This is a genomic window from Pseudomonas sp. LBUM1640 (assembly GCF_059716225.1).
The window spans coordinates 6,295,460-6,315,706 of sequence record NZ_CP166816.1; the positions used below are offsets into that span (position 1 = coordinate 6,295,460).

Genomic DNA, 20,247 nt, shown 5'->3' on the forward strand with positions numbered 1-20,247 from the left:
AACATCTCAAGTCTTAAAGAATGACACTATCCCCGTTCCATGATTCACCATAAGGGCGAGTTCACCATTGGGTGTAAAAGCGATACCGCCAATGTTGTCGAAGCCGGCGTAGCGACGAATAACTTGTTCTGTTTCAGTATTGATGATGTAAAGCGAATCGCGATTGCCTGGCGTCCCGCCTGGGCCCACTGCGCCAACATAGCATTCCGGAGCCCTCGGATTCATCGCAGCGCCCCAAGCGTAAGTGAAGCCGGACAGCCTCTTGGTAACAACATTGGTCTGGGTATCAATAATCGCGAGTGAATCAACTCCGGTCACGTAGGCACGCGGATACGGTTTGTTGTTGGGATTGAAGGCTATCCCTTCGGATTGGGTGTTGCCTGCAACTCTTGCCATGCCCCCGCCGAGGCCATTCGCATTGGTGATCACCGTCTCCTTACTGGTGGAGATGAATATCTGTGTTTTCTCTGGGTTGAGCGTTACACCCTCCGGCAACGGTGGCGTGGTGATGCGGTTCAGAACCGCACCCGTTTTCGCATCATGGACCGCTACGAATCCACCGTAGGTGCACGCCACAAACAGGCGCGACTCATCTGCATTGAGTGCCATCCATGCAGTCCTTTCGCCGCCCTGAGGCGTCATCGTCAGAATTAATCTGCGCGTTGCGGTATCAATGACTGCAATTGTTCCAGACCTGAAACTGCTCACATACAGCCGTGAGTTATCTGCGTTCAACAACAGCTGGAACGCCGACGGTGTTCCAAAAATGGTATCAACAACCTTGCGGGACTTGATATCGATGACTGAAACCGTATGGTCAAGTGTATTACCTACATAAGCCAGCAACCCGTCCTTGGTGATCCTGACATCATGTGCGTTTAGCCCCACAGCGACAGTGGCGAACACACCTGGACTTATTGTGGCAGCCTGAAACGTCAGCTCCTGAACATCTGACTTGGTGGTTTTGCCCCCCACCGTCACCTCGTAACTTAACTTGATAACTTGGCCCGCGCTCTGGGCGAGGGTTTGCGCATCGATGCGGAAGATCACTGTTCCACCGTTTATCCCGCTCTTTAGCCCAAGGGTGACGACGGTGCCATTTGGAGTGGTCAAGTTGAGGCGGATTACATCGTTAGTGGACATGCTCCGGTACGCCACCGTCACATCGGCCCCATTGGGATAGTTCTGCAGGGTGATCGTCTGAGGCCCTGGCTTGTTGTCGAAGGCCGGCGCCGGATACGTCAATACCCGCGTGCCCCCCACCCGCACCGTGCTGCTGCCCGAGCGTCCAAGCAATACCCCTGTTGGGGTTAACAGAACGAACGACATGCGAACAAACCCTTCCTCTTGGAAGTAATCATCAGGCACCGGCGTTTTATCGCCGGCCCTTTGCGTGTGCGCAAACGGCGGCAAGCTCTTGCTCGCGCGTATTGTTGTACCGTCAGGCCTGAACCAGGTCAGCGTCACAACGATCTGGTTGGGTGGGCTGGGGAACCCTACCGTGCGTCGCGGTGTAGCCAGCACGCTGAGAGGGAGATTACTTTGGGTGCCCAGATCAAACACAATGGACTCAATGTCTTTGACATAAAGCAACGGTGGATCAAACAGCAAGGGGTCCGCGTTGCTGTTCAACATGAAGGGCGGCGAAAACTTATCGTTCCCCTCGGGTGTGTTTCCGGCCACGTCTAACACGGTGCAAATAAGCGCTATGGGGCCGGATTGACTGATCTTCTTGAAGACCGTCGGCGGTATGAACACCCGATACGGCCCAGCCCCGCGGGCCTCTGTGGCGCTCAAGCGATGTTTGGTGGGGACACCGTCCAGGTAGACGAAAATTTCATCGTTCTCACGGGCGTTCAGATATTTATCAACCAGAGCCCACATCCCGCGAGCTGCAGTGTTTTCATCAATATCCGACTCTGCCGAAAAGCCTTCAGCCACCACGCGCAATCCGTCGTGCCCGAAGATGTCCGGCCTACGGTCTATGCCGGCAGGGTGGGTTTTCATGACCAGATACGTCTCGGTCGTCGAACGACTTTTCTGACCGGTCCTGCGCTCCACTTCCCAGTACACATTGACCAAGCCCTCCGGCAGGTCGTTCAGGAGGACTTTCAAGAAGTAACGCGTTGCCTTGGTGGTAATGCTGCCCTTGCTCACCAGTTTGTCATTACAGTACAGGTAGAATTCGTCACCGATGGATTCAGCGAACCAGGCCTCGGAGGAGAACTCGGCATAAGGGTCCGTGGCGCGCAGGCCCAAGGCCCATTTTGCTATTTCAGGGTAGTCGAGTTTATATGGGATCTCGGTTTCATCAAGCGCGATGGCGAAGGTCGCTTTGGGTGCATTCAGGGATATGTCAACGATTGGGCCGGTAGGAGTCGTCATCATCATTACCTTGCTGGTTTAGGGCGCCGGGAATGGCGCGACGGGCAAGGTGAATGAGGCGCTTGGAGGATTAACCGAATCTACTGTCAGAATTGACAGTGGCGACGAGTGGTCTAGGCATTTGCTGGACAGGTATCGGTCGCCAACCCTGTAACTGCCGGGCGATGTTGAGGGTATACGGCAGAGGCTGGCCATCACACCAAGCCATGGGAGGTTTAAGCGAATAATAAAAAGCCGCCACCCCAATGAAGAAGTGGCGGCTCTGGAAGGGAGCTCGGTAGGTTTAGTAAGCCAGGCCGAAGTCTTCTTCTTTCATGTCCATCAGGTTGCTGGCGCCCGACAGCATGGTGGCAACGTGTGTGCGGGTACGCGGCAGGATACGCTGGAAGTAGAAGCGTGCGGTCTGCAGCTTGGCGGTATAGAACGCCTCTTCGCTGGTGCCGGCAGCCAGTTTCTCGGCAGCCAGGCGCGCCATGTCGGCCCAGAAGTAAGCCAGGCACGCGTAGCCGGAGTACATCAGGTAATCCACCGAAGCAGCACCGACTTCTTCACGGTCTTTCATCGCGGCCATGCCGACCTTCATGGTCAACTCGCCCCACTCTTTGTTCAGCGCAGCCAGCGGTGCAACGAACTCTTTGACCGCGTCGTTACCTTCGTTGGCCTGGCAGAACTTGTGCACGATCTTGGTGAAGCCCTTGAGCGCTTCGCCCTGGGTCATCAGCACTTTACGGCCGAGCAGGTCCAGTGCCTGGATGCCGGTGGTGCCTTCGTACAGCATCGAAATGCGGCTGTCGCGAACGTTCTGCTCCATGCCCCACTCGGCGATAAAGCCGTGGCCGCCGTAGATTTGCACGCCGTGGTTGGCGGATTCAAAACCGACTTCGGTCATGAATGCCTTGGCGATTGGGGTCATGAAGGCCAGCAGGCCATCGGCCTGTTTCTTGGCGTCATCGTCGGTGCCGTACTTGACGATGTCCACTTGCTTGGCGGTGAAGTACACCATCGCACGGTTGCCTTCAGCGAAGGCTTTCATGGTCAGCAGCATGCGGCGCACGTCGGGGTGCACGATGATCGGGTCAGCGGCTTTGTCCGGCGCTTTCGGGCCAGTCAGCGAACGCATTTGCAGGCGGTCGCGGGCGTATTTCAGGCCACCCTGGAAGCCGATTTCAGCGTGGGACAGGCCTTGCAGCGCAGTGCCCAGACGCGCGGTGTTCATAAAGGTGAACATGCAGTTCAGGCCTTTGTTGGCCGGGCCGATCAGGAAACCGGTGGCCGCGTCGAAGTTCATCACGCAGGTGGCGTTGCCGTGGATGCCCATCTTGTGTTCCAGGGAGCCACAGGAAACGGCGTTGCGCTCACCAATCGAACCGTCTGCGTTCGGTACGAACTTGGGAACGATGAACAGCGAAATGCCTTTGGTGCCAGCCGGTGCATCCGGCAGGCGGGCCAGCACGATATGGACGATGTTGTCGGCCATGTCGTGTTCACCGGCCGAGATGAAGATCTTGGTGCCCGAGACTTTGTAGGAGCCGTCCGCCTGAGGCTCGGCCTTGGTACGCAGCATGCCCAGGTCGGTGCCGCAGTGCGGCTCGGTCAGGCACATGGTGCCGGTCCACTCGCCCGAGACCAGTTTGGTCAGGTAAGCGTTTTGCTGCTCAGGGGTGCCGTGCTCGGAAATGGTGTTCATCGCACCGTGGGACAGGCCCGGGTACATGCCCCACGACCAGTTGGCGGCGCCAACCATTTCGCTCACCGCCAGGCCCAGGGATTCCGGCAAGCCTTGGCCACCGTGCTCCACGTCGTGGGCCAGGCTTGGCCAGCCGCCTTCGACGAACTGTTTGTAGGCTTCTTTGAAACCAGTAGGGGTCTTAACGCCTGACTCACTCCAGGTGCACCCTTCGATGTCACCCACGCGGTTCAACGGTGCCAGCACTTGCTCACAGAACTTGGCGCCTTCTTCGAGAATGGCGTCAACCATGTCCGGGGTAGCGTCCTGGCAAGCCGGCAGGCTCTGATAGTGCGCTTCATAACCGAGCAGTTCGTCACGAACGAAGCGAATATCACGCAAGGGGGCCTTGTAGTCAGGCATAGCGATAAACCTCTGCTGATGTATCTGGGATGAACAACCGCGTGGATGTGTGCTGGCGGTCAAACAGGTGTTTGAAACATACGTTTACGACCTGGGGTTGTCAAGCACCCTCCCGAAGCCGTTTGTCAAGACACGGATCAATGCCGCGCACGGCAAGGCCTGCGGCGAGATGCCACGTGGTTCAGGGCGTGTAAAAGTTCAGATAGACGACGCAGAGCAAATGTGGGAGCGGGCTTGCTCGCGAAGGCGGTGCACCAGTCAATACATCGGCTGACTGTTGCATCACTTTCGCGAGCAAGCCCGCTCCCACAGAAAAACCAGCGTACCGAAGAGAGGGGGATTAAGCGTAGGTGTCGATCAAGGTGCCGAGCATTTCATCCGAAGCCTTGGCGACTTTGGCGCCCAGCTCGACTTGAAACTTGCCTTGGGCCATTTCGACCATATTGCTCGCCGAGTTGGACGGCTGAGCACGGTCGTTGGCTTGCAGACGGTCGCTTTGTGCGTCCGATGGCTGGGTCGTCGCGGCGCTGGCAATCTTGCCGGCGGCCTGGTCGACGCGGTTCTGCCCGGCCTGAATAGTGCTCAGCCCCGAATAAAACGCGCTGCTTCCAGAGATTTCCATGGCGTAAGCCTGCCTTTAGAGAATCGTGAGCTGGAATTTAAGCAGACATCCCGGCAAAACGCCCGTCAAAAACACTAATGGCATAATGCCTTGTCGATAGCCAAAATCAGTCAAGCAGGTCCAACTCCAAGTACTCGGCGACGGCTTCAGCACTGGCCTGCTTGAGTTTCGGCACGCGGCCCAGGCATGGCGCGGGCAGCCGCTCAGCCAGGGTGGCGAGGTTTTCTTCCAGACGGGAGGTCTTGGGGTCGATGATATTCGCCACCCAGCCTGCCAACGGCAAACCGTCGCGCGCGATGGCTTCAGCGGTCAGCAAGGCATGGCTGATACAGCCCAGGCGCACGCCCACCACCAGGATCACCGGCAGCTTGAGCGCCATGGCCAGGTCCGACAGGTTGGCCTGATCGACCAACGGCACGCGCCAGCCGCCCGCGCCTTCGATCAAGGTGAAATCTGCCTGCCGCGCCAGAATCTGCTGCATCGGCTTTAACAACGACTGCACCGTCAACGCCACGCCCGCCTCTCGCGCCGCCAGGTGTGGCGCGATGGCAGGCTCGAACGCTACCGGGTTGACCTCGGCATACGTCAGCGGCAACGAACACTCAGCCAGCAGTGCCAGAGCATCGCTATTGCGCAAACCATTGGGCGTTACCTGGCAACCCGAGGCCACCGGTTTTCCCGCAGCGGTGCTTTTGCCCGCCAGCCTTGCAGCGTGCAGCAGGCCGGCGGCGATGGTGGTCTTGCCGACATCGGTGTCGGTGCCGGTGATGAAGTAAGCGGCGCTCATAGAGGTTTCTCCAGTACGGCGTACACCACTTGATACGTGGCGGGCAGGCCCTGGGCCTGACGGAACTGCTCGTAAGCGTCCACCAGTGCAACAATCCGCGCGCGCCCCGTCAACCCTCCCGGGCGACCCGGGTTGAGGTTATGCGCGCCCAACGCTTTGAGTTCGTGGGTCAGGCTGCGCACATCCGGGTAATGCAACACGTGGGGCTGGCGCTCCAGGCTGACCACACGCAAGCCGCTGGCGGCGCACAGCTGTTGATAGGCCTCAAAGGTGCGGAAGCGGTTGACGTGCACCAGGCCATCCGCGGCGCGCCAGCTTTCGCGCAGCTCATCCAGAGTGCCCACGCACAGGCTCGCGAACGCCAGCACGCCGCCAGGCTGCAGCACGCGGTAAGCCTCGCTGAGCACCGCCTCGAAATTCGCGCACCATTGCACGGCCAGGCTGGAGAAGATCAGCCCACAACTCTCGCCCTGCAACGGCAGGCGCTCGGCGTCACCGGCGATGAAATGCTCGGCGCCACCCAAGGGCCGCGCGTGGTTGAGCATGCCCTCGGCGATATCCAGCGCCACGCCCTGGCTTGCCGGCAACCGCTCGCCCAGCACGCGGCTGAAAAAACCCGTGCCACAGCCCAGGTCCAGCCAGCGCTGCGGTGCATTGCCAGCGGGCAGGCGCGCCAGCAGTTCAGTGCCCACCGCGCGCTGCAACTCGGCCACGCTGTCGTAACTGGCAGCGGCGCGGGAAAACGAGGCCGCCACTTGGCGCTTGTCCGGCAAGGCGCCCGGCAGTGGCGGGCGGGATAAATCAGTCATCAACGCACTCATGCAAAAAAGCCTGGATGGCCCCCGCTACACCGTGGGGGTCTTCCAGAAGAAAAGCGTGACCGGCCTGTTCAATCAGGCCGATTTCGACATCGGGGAGCAACGCCAGCAAATCACTGGCGGCCTCGGCAGGCACCAGCCCATCCAGACCGGCGAACAGGTGCAGCTGGGGGCCGCGATAGGCCAGCAGCGCGGCACGGGTATCGAGCTGGGCAAGCAACTCAAGCCCTGGCATCAACACGCTGGAAGGCGTATTCGGCGCACCGCTGACCAGCAAACGCGAGAGCCCGCGCGGGTCTTGCGCACCCTTGGCACACAACAGGCCGAAGCGTTTGAGGGTGACTTGGGAATCGGCATGGCAACCGGCGAGAAACGCATCAAACGTTTCGGCCGGCATCGCGCTGGGCCAGCCAGCATGGGCGACAAAACACGGGTTGCTCGCCAGCGTCAGCAGCCCGCAGCAACGCTCGCCGCGCCGCGCCGCCAGCTCCGAGGCGAGCATGCCGCCCAGCGACCAACCGCCCAGCCAGGCGTTGTCCGGCAGTGTGGCGTCGAGTTCGTCGAGCCATTCATTCAACTCACTGGAATCCAACGCCGGCAACGGTTCGATCTGCACCTGCAGGTGTTCGTCGAGGCCACGCAAGGCGGCCGCCAAAGGCTCCAGCGGTGATACGCCGAGGCCCCAGCCGGGCAGCAATATCAGTCGATCACGCATGGTCGGGCTCCGTGGCGCCTAACAAGCGCAAACACGCTTCCAATCCGTTTAACAATAGCTGCACCTGCGCCTCGCTGTGGGCCGCCGTCAATGTCACGCGTAAACGCGCGCTGCCGGCAGGCACGGTGGGCGGGCGAATCGCGGTGACCATCAGGCCGCGCTCGCGCAGCATCTGCGACAGGCGCACGGCCTTGGCGCTGTCACCGATCAAGATCGGCTGAATCGGCGTAAAGCTGTCCATCAAGTTCAGGCCAAGCTGTTCGGCGCCCTGGCGGAACTGGCGGATCAGGCCATTAAGGTGCGCGCGCCGCCAATGCTCGGTGCGCAGCAGTTGCAGGCTTTTCAGGGTGGCACAGGCCAGCGCCGGCGGTTGGCTGGTGGTGTAGATATACGGCCGTGCGAACTGGATCAGGCTTTCGATCAGCTCTTCACTGCCCGCCACAAATGCCCCGGCCGTGCCGAACGCTTTGCCCAGGGTGCCGACCAGCACGGGGACGTCCTCCTGGCTCAAGCCGAAATGCTCGACAATACCGCCGCCAGTGGCGCCCAACGGGCCAAAGCCATGGGCATCATCGACCATCAACCAGGCGCCTTTGGCCTTGGTTTCACGGGCCAGCGCGGGCAGGCCGGCCAGATCGCCGTCCATGCTGAATACGCCGTCGGTGACCACCAGCGTATTGCCGGTGGCTTTCTCCAAGCGCTTGGCCAGGCTGGCAGCGTCGTTATGCAGGTAGCGGTTGAAACGCGCACCTGAGAGCAAACCGGCATCCAGCAGCGAGGCATGGTTGAGGCGGTCTTCCAGCACCGTGTCGCCCTGCCCCACCAGTGCCGTGACCGCACCGAGGTTGGCCATATAGCCGGTGGTGAACAACAGCGCGCGCGGGCGCCCGGTCAAGTCGGCCAACGCCTCTTCCAGCTCATGGTGCGGCGTGGCATGGCCGACCACCAAGTGCGAGGCGCCGCCGCCCACGCCCCAACGGGACGCACCGGCGCGCCAGGCCTCGATCACGTGCGGGTGATTGGCCAAGCCCAGGTAATCGTTATTGCAGAACGCCAACAGCGGTTGGCCGTCCACCACGACTTCAGGGCCTTGCGGGCTCTGGAGCAAAGGGCGTTGGCGATAAAGATGTTCGGCACGGCGGGCAGCGAGACGCGCGGCGAGATCAAAAGACATGCAGGCCTCGGTAGATCAGGTTGAACTCGGTCCAATGTGGGCGCTGGCTTGCCTGCGATAGCGGTTATCCAGACACATTGATGCTGAATGTGCCGCCGTCATCGCAGGCAAGCCAGCTCCCCCATTTGGAATGCATTCCAAATGGGGGATCGGCGTCAAACCACGGCGTTATAGAACTGCTCGCTGCTCTTTTGCTCCACCAACGCCTGCTCAATGGCCGCCTGATGCACTTCATCAGCGTGCTCTTCACGGGCTTCCGGCAGGATGCCCAGGCGCGCGAACAGTTGCATGTCCTTGTCGGCCTGCGGGTTGGCGGTGGTCAGCAGTTTGTCGCCGTAGAAGATCGAGTTGGCGCCAGCGAAGAACGCCAGGGCCTGCATTTGCTCGTTCATCGCTTCACGACCGGCCGACAGGCGCACATGGGATTGCGGCATCAGGATGCGCGCCACGGCCAACATACGAATGAAGTCGAACGGGTCGATGTCATCGGCGTTTTCCAGCGGCGTACCGGCGACTTTCACCAGCATGTTGATCGGCACCGATTCCGGATGCTCCGGCAAGTTGGCCAGTTGGATCAGCAGGTTGGCGCGGTCGTCGAGGGACTCGCCCATGCCGAGGATGCCGCCCGAGCAGATCTTCATGCCCGAATCGCGCACGTAGGCCAGGGTTTGCAGGCGCTCGCTGTAAGTGCGGGTGGTGATGATCGAGCCGTAGAACTCCGGCGAGGTGTCGAGGTTGTGGTTGTAGTAGTCGAGGCCGGCCTGGGCCAGCGCTACAGTCTGGTCCTGGTCGAGGCGGCCGAGGGTCATGCAGGTTTCCAGGCCCATGGCTTTCACGCCTTTGACCATCTCAAGCACGTACGGCATATCTTTGGCCGACGGGTGTTTCCAGGCAGCGCCCATGCAGAAACGGGTCGAACCGATAGCTTTGGCGCGCGCAGCCTCTTCGAGGACCTTCTGCACTTCCATCAGCTTTTCTTTTTCCAGGCCCGTGTTGTAGTGGCCCGACTGCGGACAATATTTGCAATCTTCCGGGCAAGCGCCGGTTTTGATCGACAGCAAGGTCGACACTTGCACACGGTTGGCGTCGAAATGCGCGCGGTGCACGGTCTGCGCCTGGAACAACAGGTCATTGAAGGGCTGTACAAACAGCGCTTTGACTTCGGCTAAGGACCAATCGTGACGCAGGGTGGCAGTGATGCTGGCGCTCATGGGCGATTCCTTGATTATGCTTGGGCTTTCGCTGTGGGAAGGGCAATACCCACAGTCACGACACGGATGCTCGGCATATTTAAGGAAGATTCATGCACTGTCAACCTGGACACAAACACGAGGTTTACATCTGGCTAAAAAACAACCAGACCTGTTTAGTCTGCGATGAAGCCACCGAATCGGCCGATTGTGTGTGTAACGTCTGCGAAACTGAGCTGCCGTGGTCTCTGGAGCAGTGCGAGGTATGCGCCCTGCCGTTGCCGATGGAAGGACTGATCTGCGGCCAGTGTCAGAAACAACCGCCTGCGTTTAAACAGGTGATCGCACCGTGGTCCTACAGTTTCCCGGTCGACAGTTTGATCAGCCGCTTCAAGCATCAGTCGCGCTGGCCATTCGGCCACCTGCTCGCGAGCCTCCTGGGGCAGCACCTGCAACACCGCTTCGACAACACCGAACTCACGCGCCCCGACTGCCTGCTGCCGGTGCCCATGGCGAGTAAGCGCCTGCGCGAGCGCGGCTTCAACCAGGCGTTGATGCTGGCCCGCTGGCTCAGTGAACACCTCGATATCCCCCACGATGAACATCTGTTGTTACGCCCCCATGAAACCGTCGCGCAACAAGCCCTCGACGCCAAGACCCGCAAACGCAACCTGCTCGCCGCGTTTGCGCTGGCACCCGACGCCCAGGTGCAAGGCCGCCACCTGGCACTGGTGGACGATGTGCTCACCACCGGCGCCACCGCCCACAGCCTGGCTCGGCTGTTGATGGACGCCGGCGCGCGCCAGGTCGACGTCTACTGCCTGGCCCGCACGCCAAAACCCGGCACATGACTTGACTCCCGTGCGCCACGCCTGCAACGTCCGCTGACCTTATAGAAGCGTATCCACATGTCTCTGCCGACCTCCCTCAGCCAACACATCATTCGCCGCCCGCAGCGCATTGCCCTGCTGGCGCACATCGCCGAGCAGGGCTCGATCACCCGCGCGGCCAAAAGCGCCGGCTTGAGTTACAAGGCCGCCTGGGACGCCATCGATGAATTGAACAACTTGGCGCAAAAACCGCTGGTCGAACGCAGCGTCGGCGGCAAGGGCGGCGGCGGTGCCAAGCTGACGGCCGAAGGTGAGCGCGTGTTGCGCCTCTACCAACGCCTACAAGTGTTGCAGGCCCAAATACTCGGTTCGGATGAGGATGCCAGTGACTTCAACCTGCTGGGCCGCTTGATGCTGCGCACCAGTGCGCGCAACCAATTGCACGGTCAGGTCAGCGCCATCGACAGCCATGGCCGCAATGACCTGATCCGCCTGCAATTGTCGGGCGGCTTGAATTTGAGTGCGCAGATCACCCACGACAGCACCCAACGCCTGGAACTCGAGAGCGGCGTGGAAGTGGTTGCCTTGATCAAGGCCGGCTGGCTGGAGCTGCTCGCTATCGGGCAAGCTGCAACACCTGGACACAATTGCATGAGCGGCGTGATCGAGACGATTCTCGACGCTGATGACGGCCCCAGCGAGGTGCGTATCACCTTGCCCAACGGTCAGGTTTTATGCGCCCTGGCGCAGCCCGCCGCGCTCAAGGCACTGAATGCCGCCGAGGGCCAGCAGATCCAGGTGCAGTTCTCGCCCAGCAACGTGTTGCTCGGCACGCCGGTGTAGCGGGCGAGCGCCACTTCAAACTGCAACAATTTCGTCACGCGCGCTCCTTAAGGTGTCTGCAAAAACCGCAGGGAGCCTGAGATGAGCCTATTAGAAGAAAACCAAGCCACCGACCTTGAACAGATGGTCGGCCTGACCCGCCGTCGTTTTATCGGCGCCGGCGCCCTGTGCGGTGCCGCGATGTTCCTCGGCGGCAACCTGCTGACCCGCAGCGCCCTGGCCGTGAACGCCGCCAGTGCCAGCCCACTGCTGGGGTTCACCAGCATTGCCGCCGCCACCAGCGACGCTATCACCCTGCCGCCCGGCTACAGCGCTTCGGTAGTGATCAGCTGGGGCCAGCCGTTGCACAAGAACGCTCCGGCGTTCGACCCCTCCGGCAACGGCACCGCCAAAGCCCAGGAGCAGCAGTTCGGCGATAACAACGACGGCATGAGCCTGTTCGCCTTCCCCGGTGACGACAACCGCGCGCTGATGGCGATCAACAACGAATACACCAACTACCGCTACCTCTACGCCCACGGCGGCGCGCCGCAATCGGCCGAAGACGTGCGCAAGGCCCAGGCCAGCGAAGGTGTGTCGGTGATCGAAGTGCGGCGCAGGGGCGACACTTGGCAGTTTGTCCAGGATTCGCGCTACAACCGACGCATCCACGGTAACTCACCGATCCGCCTCAGCGGCCCGGCAGCCGGTCACGCCTGGCTGAAAACCAGCGCCGACAACACCGGCAAAAAAGCCCTCGGCACCTTCCAGAACTGCGCCAACGGCAAGACCCCGTGGGGCACTTACCTGACCTGCGAAGAGAACTTCACCGACTGCTTTGGCAGCAGCAACCCACAGCAAACCTTCGACGCCGGGCAAAAGCGCTACGGTGTGGTAGCGGCCAGCAAAGACATCAACTGGCACCTGCACGACCCGCGTTTCGACATGGCCAAGAACCCCAATGAACTCAATCGCCACGGTTGGGTGGTGGAGATCGACCCGTTCGACCCGCAATCCACGCCGGTCAAGCGCACCGCCCTGGGCCGTTTCAAGCACGAAAACGCTGCCCTGGCTGAAACCCGCGACGGCCGCGCCGTGGTGTACATGGGCGACGACGAACGCGGTGAGTTCATCTACAAGTTCGTCAGCCGCGACAAGATCAACCACAAGAACCCCAAGGCCAACAAAGACCTGCTCGACCACGGCACCTTGTACGTGGCGATTTTCGACGCGGGCGATGGCAACGCCGACCACCCCAAGGGCAAGGGCCAATGGGTCGAGTTGACCCACGGTAAAAACGGCATCGACGCCAGCACAGGTTTCGCCAGCCAGGCCGAAGTGCTGATCCACGCGCGCCTGGCCGCCAGCGTGGTCAAAGCCACGCGCATGGACCGCCCGGAATGGATCGTGGTCAGCCCCACCGACGGCCAGGTCTACTGCACCCTGACCAACAACGCCAAGCGCGGCGAAGATGGCCAGCCGGTGGGTGGGCCCAACCCGCGCGAAAAAAACGTCTACGGCCAGATCCTGCGCTGGAAGACCGATGCCGATAACCATGGTGCCACGACGTTTACCTGGGACCTGTTTGTGGTGGCCGGCAACCCCGGTGTGCATGCCGGCACACCCAAAGGAGGCTCTTCCAACATCAATCCGCAAAACATGTTCAACAGCCCTGACGGCCTGGGTTTCGACAGGGCTGGGCGCCTGTGGATCCTCACCGACGGCGACTACAGCAACGCGGGCGACTTCGCCGGCATGGGCAATAACCAGATGCTGTGTGCCGACCCGAGCACCGGGGAAATCCGCCGTTTCATGGTCGGGCCGGTGGCGTGTGAGGTAACGGGCATCAGCTTTTCGCCGGACCAAAAGACGCTGTTTGTGGGCATTCAGCATCCGGGCGAGACCGGTGGTTCGACCTGGCCGGAGCACCTGCCCAATGGCAAGCCGCGCTCCTCGGTGATGGCCATTCGGCGGGATGACGGCGGGATCGTCGGCGCCTGATAGGCCCTTGTGGCGAGGGAGCTTGCTCCCGCTGGGGCGCGAAGCGGCCCTAACCCAGCGCACCGCAGCCCTTCAGTCAGAGCGCGGCGTAGGGTTTTGGGGCGGCTGCGCAGCCCAGCGGGAGCAAGCTCCCTCGCCACACAACAGCGCCCTATCCCAGCGCTGGTGCGTTACCATACCGGGCCGGACGCGGCGCCCTGCTGCGCGCAGGAGTTCGCATGGCCCATCCGTTTGAAACACTCACGCCCGACCTGGTTCTCGACGCTGTCGAAAGCATCGGTTTTCTCAGCGATGCTCGCGTCCTGGCGCTCAACAGCTACGAAAACCGCGTGTATCAGGTGGGCATCGAAGACTCCGAACCGCTGATCGCCAAGTTCTATCGGCCCCAGCGCTGGACCAACGAAGCGATCCTCGAAGAGCACCGCTTCACCTTCGAACTGGCCGAATGCGAAGTGCCGGTGGTCGCGCCGCTGATCCACAACGGCGAAAGCCTGTTCGAACATGCCGGTTTCCGCTTCACCCTGTTCCCACGCCGTGGCGGCCGTGCGCCCGAGCCGGGCAACCTGGATCAGCTCTATCGCCTGGGGCAGTTGCTCGGCCGTTTGCACGCCGTGGGCTCCACCCGCCCGTTCGAACACCGCGAAGCCTTGGGGGTGAAAAACTTCGGTCACGACTCCCTCACCACCTTGCTGGAAGGCAACTTCATTCCAAAAAGCCTGCTGCCGGCCTACGAGTCCGTGGCGCGCGACCTGCTCAAGCGCGTGGAAGAGGTCTACAAAGCCACGCCGCACAAGAACATCCGTATGCACGGTGACTGCCACCCCGGCAACATGATGTGCCGCGATGAGATGTTCCATATCGTCGACCTGGACGACTGCCGCATGGGCCCGGCCGTGCAGGACCTGTGGATGATGCTTGCCGGCGACCGTCAGGAATGCCTGGGCCAGCTGTCGGAATTGATGGACGGCTACCAGGAGTTTCACGACTTCGACCCACGCGAACTGGCCTTGATCGAGCCTCTGCGCGCGTTGCGCCTGATGCACTACAGCGCCTGGCTGGCGCGACGTTGGGAAGACCCGGCGTTCCCCCACAGCTTTCCGTGGTTTGGCAGCGAGCGGTATTGGGGCGACCAGGTGCTGGCGTTGCGCGAGCAGCTCTCAGCCCTCAATGAAGAACCGCTGAAACTGTTCTGACCCCCTTCTTCTGTGGGAGCTGGCTTGCCTGCGATGGCATCACCTTGGCAGAACTGATGCACCGAGTTGCCTGCATCGCAGGCAAGCCAGCTCCCACAGAAAAGCCTCATCCCACCGGTCGACAAAAATCCTTACAATTGCGCCTTTGTTAGCTGCCTGAGCAAGGATTCTGCAATGCAAGCTGCCAACCCCCGCAAGGGGTACATCCTGGGCCTGAGCGCCTATGTCATCTGGGGCCTGTTCCCAATTTATTTCAAAGCCATCGCCAGCGTTCCCGCCGCCGAAATCATCGTACACCGCGTGTTGTGGTCGGCGCTGTTCGGCGGTTTGCTGTTGATGGTGTGGAAGCACCCAGGCTGGTTCCGTGAACTGCGCGACAACCCCAAGCGCCTGGCGATATTGGCACTCAGCGGCTCATTGATCGCCGCCAACTGGCTGACTTATGTGTGGTCGGTTAACAGCGGGCGCATGCTCGAAGCCAGCCTGGGTTACTACATCAACCCGCTGGTGAATGTGCTGCTGGGCATGGTGATCCTTGGCGAACGCCTGCGGCGCTTGCAGTGGATGGCGGTCGGGCTGGCTGCGGTCGGTGTGGCGCAGCAGGTATGGCAGGTCGGCAGTTTGCCGTGGGTGTCGCTGGTGCTGGCGCTGACGTTCGGTTTCTACGGCCTGATCCGCAAGCAGGCGCCGGTCAAGGCGTTGCCGGGGCTGGTGGTGGAAACCTGGATGCTGGTGCCAATCGCTGTGGCCTGGCTGCTGTTCAACCCGTCCGCGCACAGCGCACAACTTGAGTTTTGGAGCACAACCGAAGCCTGGTGGCTGGTGGCCGCCGGCCCAGTGACATTGATCCCGCTGGTGTGCTTCAACGCTGCCGCGCGCCATCTGCCCTATACCGCGCTGGGCTTCTTGCAGTACGTGGCACCGACGCTGGTGCTGCTGGAAGCGGTGTTTTTGTTCGGTGAACATCTGGCAACCAGCACGCTGATTGCCTTCGCGTTTATCTGGGCCGGCCTGGTGGTCTACAGCCTGGATGCCTGGCTGACCGTACGCAAACGCTGATCAAATAACGTACAAACCTCTGCAAGCCACAGCGGCCGTGGCTTGCAGGCATCCACCCCAAGGTTATCCACAACCTGATCCCCGCCATTTGTGCACAAGCCCTTGAAACTGCTCGTTTTTTGCTCAAGTCAAGCAGAAGCCCGGCCGGCGTGGCCTGGCGCCGGGTCTCTACAGGTTATCCACAGGCCCATGCAAGTTTTCCATGCATAACCTTGTGGATGATTATTCCTCGTTGCGCAGCTCCACCATCAAGTCATCCGCCAAGGTTTCCAGTGAGGCTTGCAGCGTCTCAAGGGACAGCGACGACGGCACCTGCAGCAGCGCCTCGGCACTGAACAGCGGATCACCACTCATGGGTGCCGGGCGCACGTCGGTGCTCAGCCGCTCCAGGTTGACGCCCTGCTTGCTCAACAGCGTGGTGATCTCACGCACGATGCCCGACCGATCATTGCCCACCAGCGTCATCAGGATCGGCTTGGAGGCAGACGCCTGCCCTGTGCTGCCCTCGCCCACCAGCACGCGAATGCCATGTGTGGATAAGTCCTCCAGCGCATTCACCAGATCCTGACGGCTCTCTGTGGGAACACTTACCCGCAGGATCCCGGCAAACTGCCCGGCCATGTGCGCCATACGGCTTTCCAGCCAGTTGCCGCCGTGGTCAGCAATGTTCTGCGCGATGCGTTCAACCAGGCCGGGTTTGTCGGCGGCGATAATAGTGAGTACAAGATGGTCCATGGCGAAGCCCTCTGAATTCAATCTATAAGGTGGACCGGTGAGTCCCCGAAAACAAATCGTGTACCATTTTTATATTTATCTGGAACAATCCAATAGTTTTTTGAGAACATCCGGTTCTCCGCTGTGACCGTACGGCCAAAGTGGGTCGCTAAACGACGTATTTAGTCTAATTTTCACAACCGCAAGTCATCATGTAGTATGCCCAACCGTGCACTACATAATGAAAATCTGAAACAGCGCATAAGCTCCGCAGAGTGAGGCAAGCAATGACTGAACACGTTCAAGTCGGTGGCCTGCAGGTCGCCAAAGTCCTGTTCGACTTCGTGAACAACGAAGCCATTCCCGGCACCGGCATCACTGCCGACCAGTTCTGGGCCGGCGCCGACAAGGTCATCCACGACCTGGCTCCGAAGAACAAAGCCCTACTCGCCAAACGCGACGATTTCCAAGCGCGGATCGATACCTGGCACCAGACTCACGCAGGCAAAGCCCACGACCCGGTGGCCTACAAAGCCTTCCTGCAAGACATCGGATACCTGCTGCCAGAAGCCGCAGACTTCCAGGCCTCGACCCAAAACGTCGATGACGAAATCGCCCGCATGGCCGGCCCACAGCTGGTTGTACCGGTGATGAATGCGCGTTTCGCCCTCAACGCCTCCAATGCGCGTTGGGGCTCGCTGTATGACGCGCTGTATGGCACCGATGCCATCAGCGAAGCCGATGGCGCCGAGAAGGGCCAGGGCTACAACAAGGTACGTGGCGACAAGGTGATTGCCTTCGCCCGTGCGTTCCTCGACGAAGCCGCGCCGCTCAGCGCCGGCAGCCATGTCGATTCCACCGGTTACAAGATCGTGGATGGCACGCTGATCGTCAGCCTCAAGGGCGGCAGCAACAGCGGCCTGCGCGACGACGCGCAGTTGATCGGCTTCCAAGGCCCTGCGGCGCAGCCGATTGCGATCCTGTTGAAACACAACGGCCTGCACTTCGAACTCCAGATCGACGCCAGCACCCCGGTCGGCCAGACCGACGCCGCCGGCGTCAAAGACGTGCTGATGGAAGCTGCGCTGACTACCATCATGGACTGCGAAGACTCCGTCGCCGCCGTCGATGCCGATGACAAAGTGGTGATCTACCGCAACTGGCTCGGCCTGATGAAGGGCGACCTGGCCGAAGAAGTGGCCAAGGCCGGCAAAACCTTCACCCGCACCATGAATGCCGACCGCGTTTATACCGGCGTGGATGGCCAGGACGTGACGCTGCACGGTCGTTCGCTGCTGTTCGTGCGCAACGTTGGCCACTTGATGACCATCGATGCGATCCTCGACAAAGACGGCAACGAAGTGCCCGAAGGCATTCTCGACGGCCTGCTCACCAGCCTGGCGGCGGTCCACAGCCTCAACGGCAACAACAGCCGCAAGAACAGCCGCACCGGTTCGGTCTACATTGTTAAACCGAAAATGCACGGCCCCGAAGAAGCCGCGTTCACCAACGAGCTGTTCGGGCGCATCGAAGACGTGCTGAACCTGCCGCGCAACACCCTTAAAGTCGGGATCATGGACGAGGAGCGCCGTACCACGGTCAACCTCAAGGCCTGCATCAAAGCGGCCAGCGAGCGCGTGGTGTTTATCAACACCGGTTTCCTCGACCGTACCGGCGACGAGATCCACACCTCCATGGAAGCCGGCGCGATGGTGCGCAAAGCGGCGATGAAGGCTGAGAAGTGGATTGGCGCGTATGAGAACTGGAACGTCGACATCGGCCTGAGCAGCGGCCTGCAGGGCCGTGCGCAGATCGGCAAAGGCATGTGGGCGATGCCCGACCTGATGGCGGCGATGCTTGAGCAGAAAATCGCTCACCCGCTGGCCGGTGCCAACACTGCTTGGGTGCCGTCGCCAACGGCGGCTGCGCTGCACGCGTTGCACTACCACAAGGTTAACGTGTTCGCGCGCCAGGCCGAACTGGCCAAGCGCGAGCGTGCGTCGGTGGACGACATCTTGACCATTCCCCTGGCCAGCAACACCGATTGGTCCGAGGAAGAAATCCGCAACGAGCTGGACAACAACGCCCAGGGCATCCTCGGCTATGTCGTGCGCTGGATCGACCAAGGCGTCGGCTGCTCGAAAGTGCCGGACATCAACGACGTCGGCCTGATGGAAGACCGCGCCACCCTGCGCATTTCCAGCCAGCACATCGCCAACTGGTTGCGCCACGGCATCGTCAACGAAGCCCAAGTGATGGAAAGCCTCAAGCGCATGGCGCCGGTGGTGGACCGTCAGAACGCCGGGGATGCGCTGTATCGTCCGCTGGCGCCGGATTTCGACAGCAACATCGCGTTCCAGGCGGCGGTGGAGTTGGTGATTGAAGGGACCAAGCAGCCTAACGGTTACACCGAGCCGGTGTTGCACCGTCGGCGTCGGGAGTTCAAAGCGAAAAATAGAACTTGATCAAAATTGAACGCCCTGTTCTTAAGAACAGGGCGTTCAGCACTACAAACAAGCTGATTAAAAAATCCACTCGTACTTGAGATAACCTGTCCCCTCGATTTTGTACTCGCGCTCATCTTTTACAAACGTTCCGCTGAACTGTAATTCTTGCCTATCTCCTTCATACGTAGTCGTCACCTTCACAGTGCCGAACACGTCGAGCGCACTCCCGTTGCGAACATACGTTAAGCGCCCGCTGGTCGATTTATCGTAAGTAAAATTGTAGACGCCATTTTTTCTGACGGACTCCAGATAAATAACAGAGAAGCTTGAATTCGAGCCGCCCGAGGCGCACGCAATAAAGCTATCGAACCCCCCTGACACGTCTTCGGTTGTGAACTCATCTATAGTTTTAACGGCACTCGTAACCTTAACGCTCGCTGTTCCGGTGTAATTTTTCGGAAATGCCATATCAAACCCCTTTATGTTTAGTGATTGAAGCAACGATGTTCATCGCTGCTTTCAATGCCAGTAAACAAGGGCCCTCATGGCTTTTCTACTGTCATAATTGACAGTTTTAACGGGAACCCGACCACCGGTTACCTCTGCTCCCGCGCTGTCACCTGAATAACTATGCTCGCCGACTTTACACACTGAAATCGGCGTGAGCTGAAAGCCCAAGTTCGTTATTTAGACGACACGGTATAAGTACCCTTCAGCACAGCCACAGGCGTTGGCCGCCCAAACGTAACGTCAGCCATCGCGACCATGATGAATATAAATACTGTCAGGGAAGTACACAGACTTAATAGGCCCCTGCCTACTGTCAACATTGACAGGTATGACAACAGCCTGATCAGCGGTCACTACTGCGCCATGCCCAACTCGCGCTTGACCATCTTCGCCAGCTTCACGCTATCAATCGGTTTGAGCAAAAAGTCCACCACGCTCAAATGCATTGCATCAATCACGTCCGGCGCTTCCGCGTCCCCCGACATGATGATGATCGGCAACGCCGCTCGCTCAGAACCGCGCACTTTCTCAATCAATTTAAGCCCGTTGCTGGGCTCCATACGCAGATCAGTAATCAACAGGCCAATGGAACTGCTGGATTTCAACAAATCCCACGCCGACTCACCACTGTCGGCGGTCATGCAGCGAATGCCGTCCAGGCCCAGGATCTCCGCCAACAGTTCTCGCGCGTCCTTGTCGTCATCGACAATCAACACGCGTTGTGGCGGTAGATCGGGCTCCAGCATCACGGCGCTTAGCGCCTCGCGCTCGGCATCACTCAAAATATCGTGGTCAGGCATACGTTTCTCAGCAGTTCTTATCTATCTCGCAGCACACTCGTCAGACATCTGCGGAAGGGCGATCAATGTGCACTTCGTCGGAAAGTTTGCC

General features: G+C 60.2%; 17 protein-coding genes. 6 read left to right on the forward strand and 11 right to left on the reverse strand.

All coding sequences use genetic code 11. The features are described 5' to 3' along the window. Positions 1-6 precede the first annotated feature (6 nt). The 8 genes from ACA065_RS28045 to bioB all read right to left on the reverse strand — a co-directional run bounded on the left by ACA065_RS28045 (position 7) and on the right by bioB (position 9,801). Positions 7-2,385, reverse strand: a complete 2,379-nt coding sequence (locus ACA065_RS28045; RefSeq protein ID WP_497692372.1) for a YncE family protein — start codon at positions 2,383-2,385, stop codon at positions 7-9. A 283-nt stretch (positions 2,386-2,668) separates the two neighbouring features. After that, positions 2,669-4,474: a phenylacyl-CoA dehydrogenase gene (locus tag ACA065_RS28050; RefSeq protein ID WP_497692373.1), complete on the reverse strand. Its 1,806-nt coding sequence runs from the start codon at positions 4,472-4,474 to the stop codon at positions 2,669-2,671. A 340-nt stretch (positions 4,475-4,814) separates the two neighbouring features. Next, positions 4,815-5,096: a hypothetical protein gene (locus tag ACA065_RS28055; RefSeq protein ID WP_025857014.1), complete on the reverse strand. Its 282-nt coding sequence runs from the start codon at positions 5,094-5,096 to the stop codon at positions 4,815-4,817. A 106-nt stretch (positions 5,097-5,202) separates the two neighbouring features. Continuing rightward, on the reverse strand, positions 5,203-5,883 hold the full coding sequence (gene bioD, locus ACA065_RS28060) for a dethiobiotin synthase (RefSeq protein WP_497692374.1): 681 nt from the start codon (positions 5,881-5,883) through the stop codon (positions 5,203-5,205). Further along, positions 5,880-6,692: a malonyl-ACP O-methyltransferase BioC gene (gene bioC / locus ACA065_RS28065; protein ID WP_497692375.1), complete on the reverse strand. Its 813-nt coding sequence runs from the start codon at positions 6,690-6,692 to the stop codon at positions 5,880-5,882. The genes bioD and bioC overlap by 4 nt, the downstream gene beginning before the upstream one ends. Continuing rightward, entirely contained in the window at positions 6,685-7,416 is a 732-nt protein-coding gene (locus tag ACA065_RS28070) for an alpha/beta fold hydrolase (RefSeq protein ID WP_497692376.1), read from the reverse strand. Before ACA065_RS28070 ends, bioC begins: the two co-directional genes overlap by 8 nt. Further along, complete coding sequence (gene bioF / locus ACA065_RS28075; RefSeq protein WP_497692377.1) at positions 7,409-8,590, reverse strand: 8-amino-7-oxononanoate synthase; 1,182 nt, start codon at positions 8,588-8,590, stop codon at positions 7,409-7,411. The genes ACA065_RS28070 and bioF overlap by 8 nt, the downstream gene beginning before the upstream one ends. 155 nt (positions 8,591-8,745) lie before the next feature. After that, entirely contained in the window at positions 8,746-9,801 is a 1,056-nt protein-coding gene (gene bioB, locus ACA065_RS28080; protein WP_497692378.1) for a biotin synthase BioB, read from the reverse strand. Between the two features lie 92 nt (positions 9,802-9,893). Here bioB and ACA065_RS28085 point away from each other — a divergent pair, with 92 nt between their 5' ends. The 5 genes from ACA065_RS28085 (at position 9,894) to rarD (ending at position 15,685) form a co-directional block, all read left to right on the forward strand. Then, entirely contained in the window at positions 9,894-10,631 is a 738-nt protein-coding gene (locus ACA065_RS28085; RefSeq protein ID WP_497692379.1) for a ComFC family protein, read from the forward strand. A gap of 57 nt (positions 10,632-10,688) precedes the next feature. Continuing rightward, complete coding sequence (locus ACA065_RS28090; protein ID WP_497692380.1) at positions 10,689-11,453, forward strand: TOBE domain-containing protein; 765 nt, start codon at positions 10,689-10,691, stop codon at positions 11,451-11,453. Between the two features lie 81 nt (positions 11,454-11,534). Continuing rightward, positions 11,535-13,433 (forward strand): PhoX family protein, encoded by a 1,899-nt coding sequence (locus ACA065_RS28095; protein WP_497692381.1) that lies wholly within the window; start codon positions 11,535-11,537, stop codon positions 13,431-13,433. A gap of 218 nt (positions 13,434-13,651) precedes the next feature. Next, a complete protein-coding gene (locus ACA065_RS28100; protein WP_497692382.1) occupies positions 13,652-14,626 on the forward strand; it encodes a serine/threonine protein kinase in 975 nt (324 codons plus the stop codon). A 174-nt stretch (positions 14,627-14,800) separates the two neighbouring features. Beyond that, the gene (gene rarD / locus ACA065_RS28105; RefSeq protein ID WP_497692383.1) at positions 14,801-15,685 is read left to right on the forward strand and encodes an EamA family transporter RarD; all 885 of its coding nucleotides are present in this window, start codon (positions 14,801-14,803) and stop codon (positions 15,683-15,685) included. A gap of 222 nt (positions 15,686-15,907) precedes the next feature. Here the strand turns inward: rarD and ACA065_RS28110 are convergent, their stop codons facing one another. Further along, complete coding sequence (locus ACA065_RS28110) at positions 15,908-16,420, reverse strand: glycine cleavage system transcriptional repressor (protein WP_497692384.1); 513 nt, start codon at positions 16,418-16,420, stop codon at positions 15,908-15,910. Between the two features lie 266 nt (positions 16,421-16,686). Between ACA065_RS28110 and ACA065_RS28115 the strand changes: the two genes are divergently transcribed. Next, entirely contained in the window at positions 16,687-18,864 is a 2,178-nt protein-coding gene (locus ACA065_RS28115; protein WP_497692385.1) for a malate synthase G, read from the forward strand. 57 nt (positions 18,865-18,921) lie between these two features. Here ACA065_RS28115 and ACA065_RS28120 read toward each other — a convergent pair whose 3' ends face one another. Next, positions 18,922-19,314: a hypothetical protein gene (locus ACA065_RS28120; protein ID WP_497692386.1), complete on the reverse strand. Its 393-nt coding sequence runs from the start codon at positions 19,312-19,314 to the stop codon at positions 18,922-18,924. A gap of 395 nt (positions 19,315-19,709) precedes the next feature. Next, positions 19,710-20,156 (reverse strand): response regulator, encoded by a 447-nt coding sequence (locus tag ACA065_RS28125; protein WP_497692387.1) that lies wholly within the window; start codon positions 20,154-20,156, stop codon positions 19,710-19,712. Positions 20,157-20,247 lie beyond the last annotated feature (91 nt).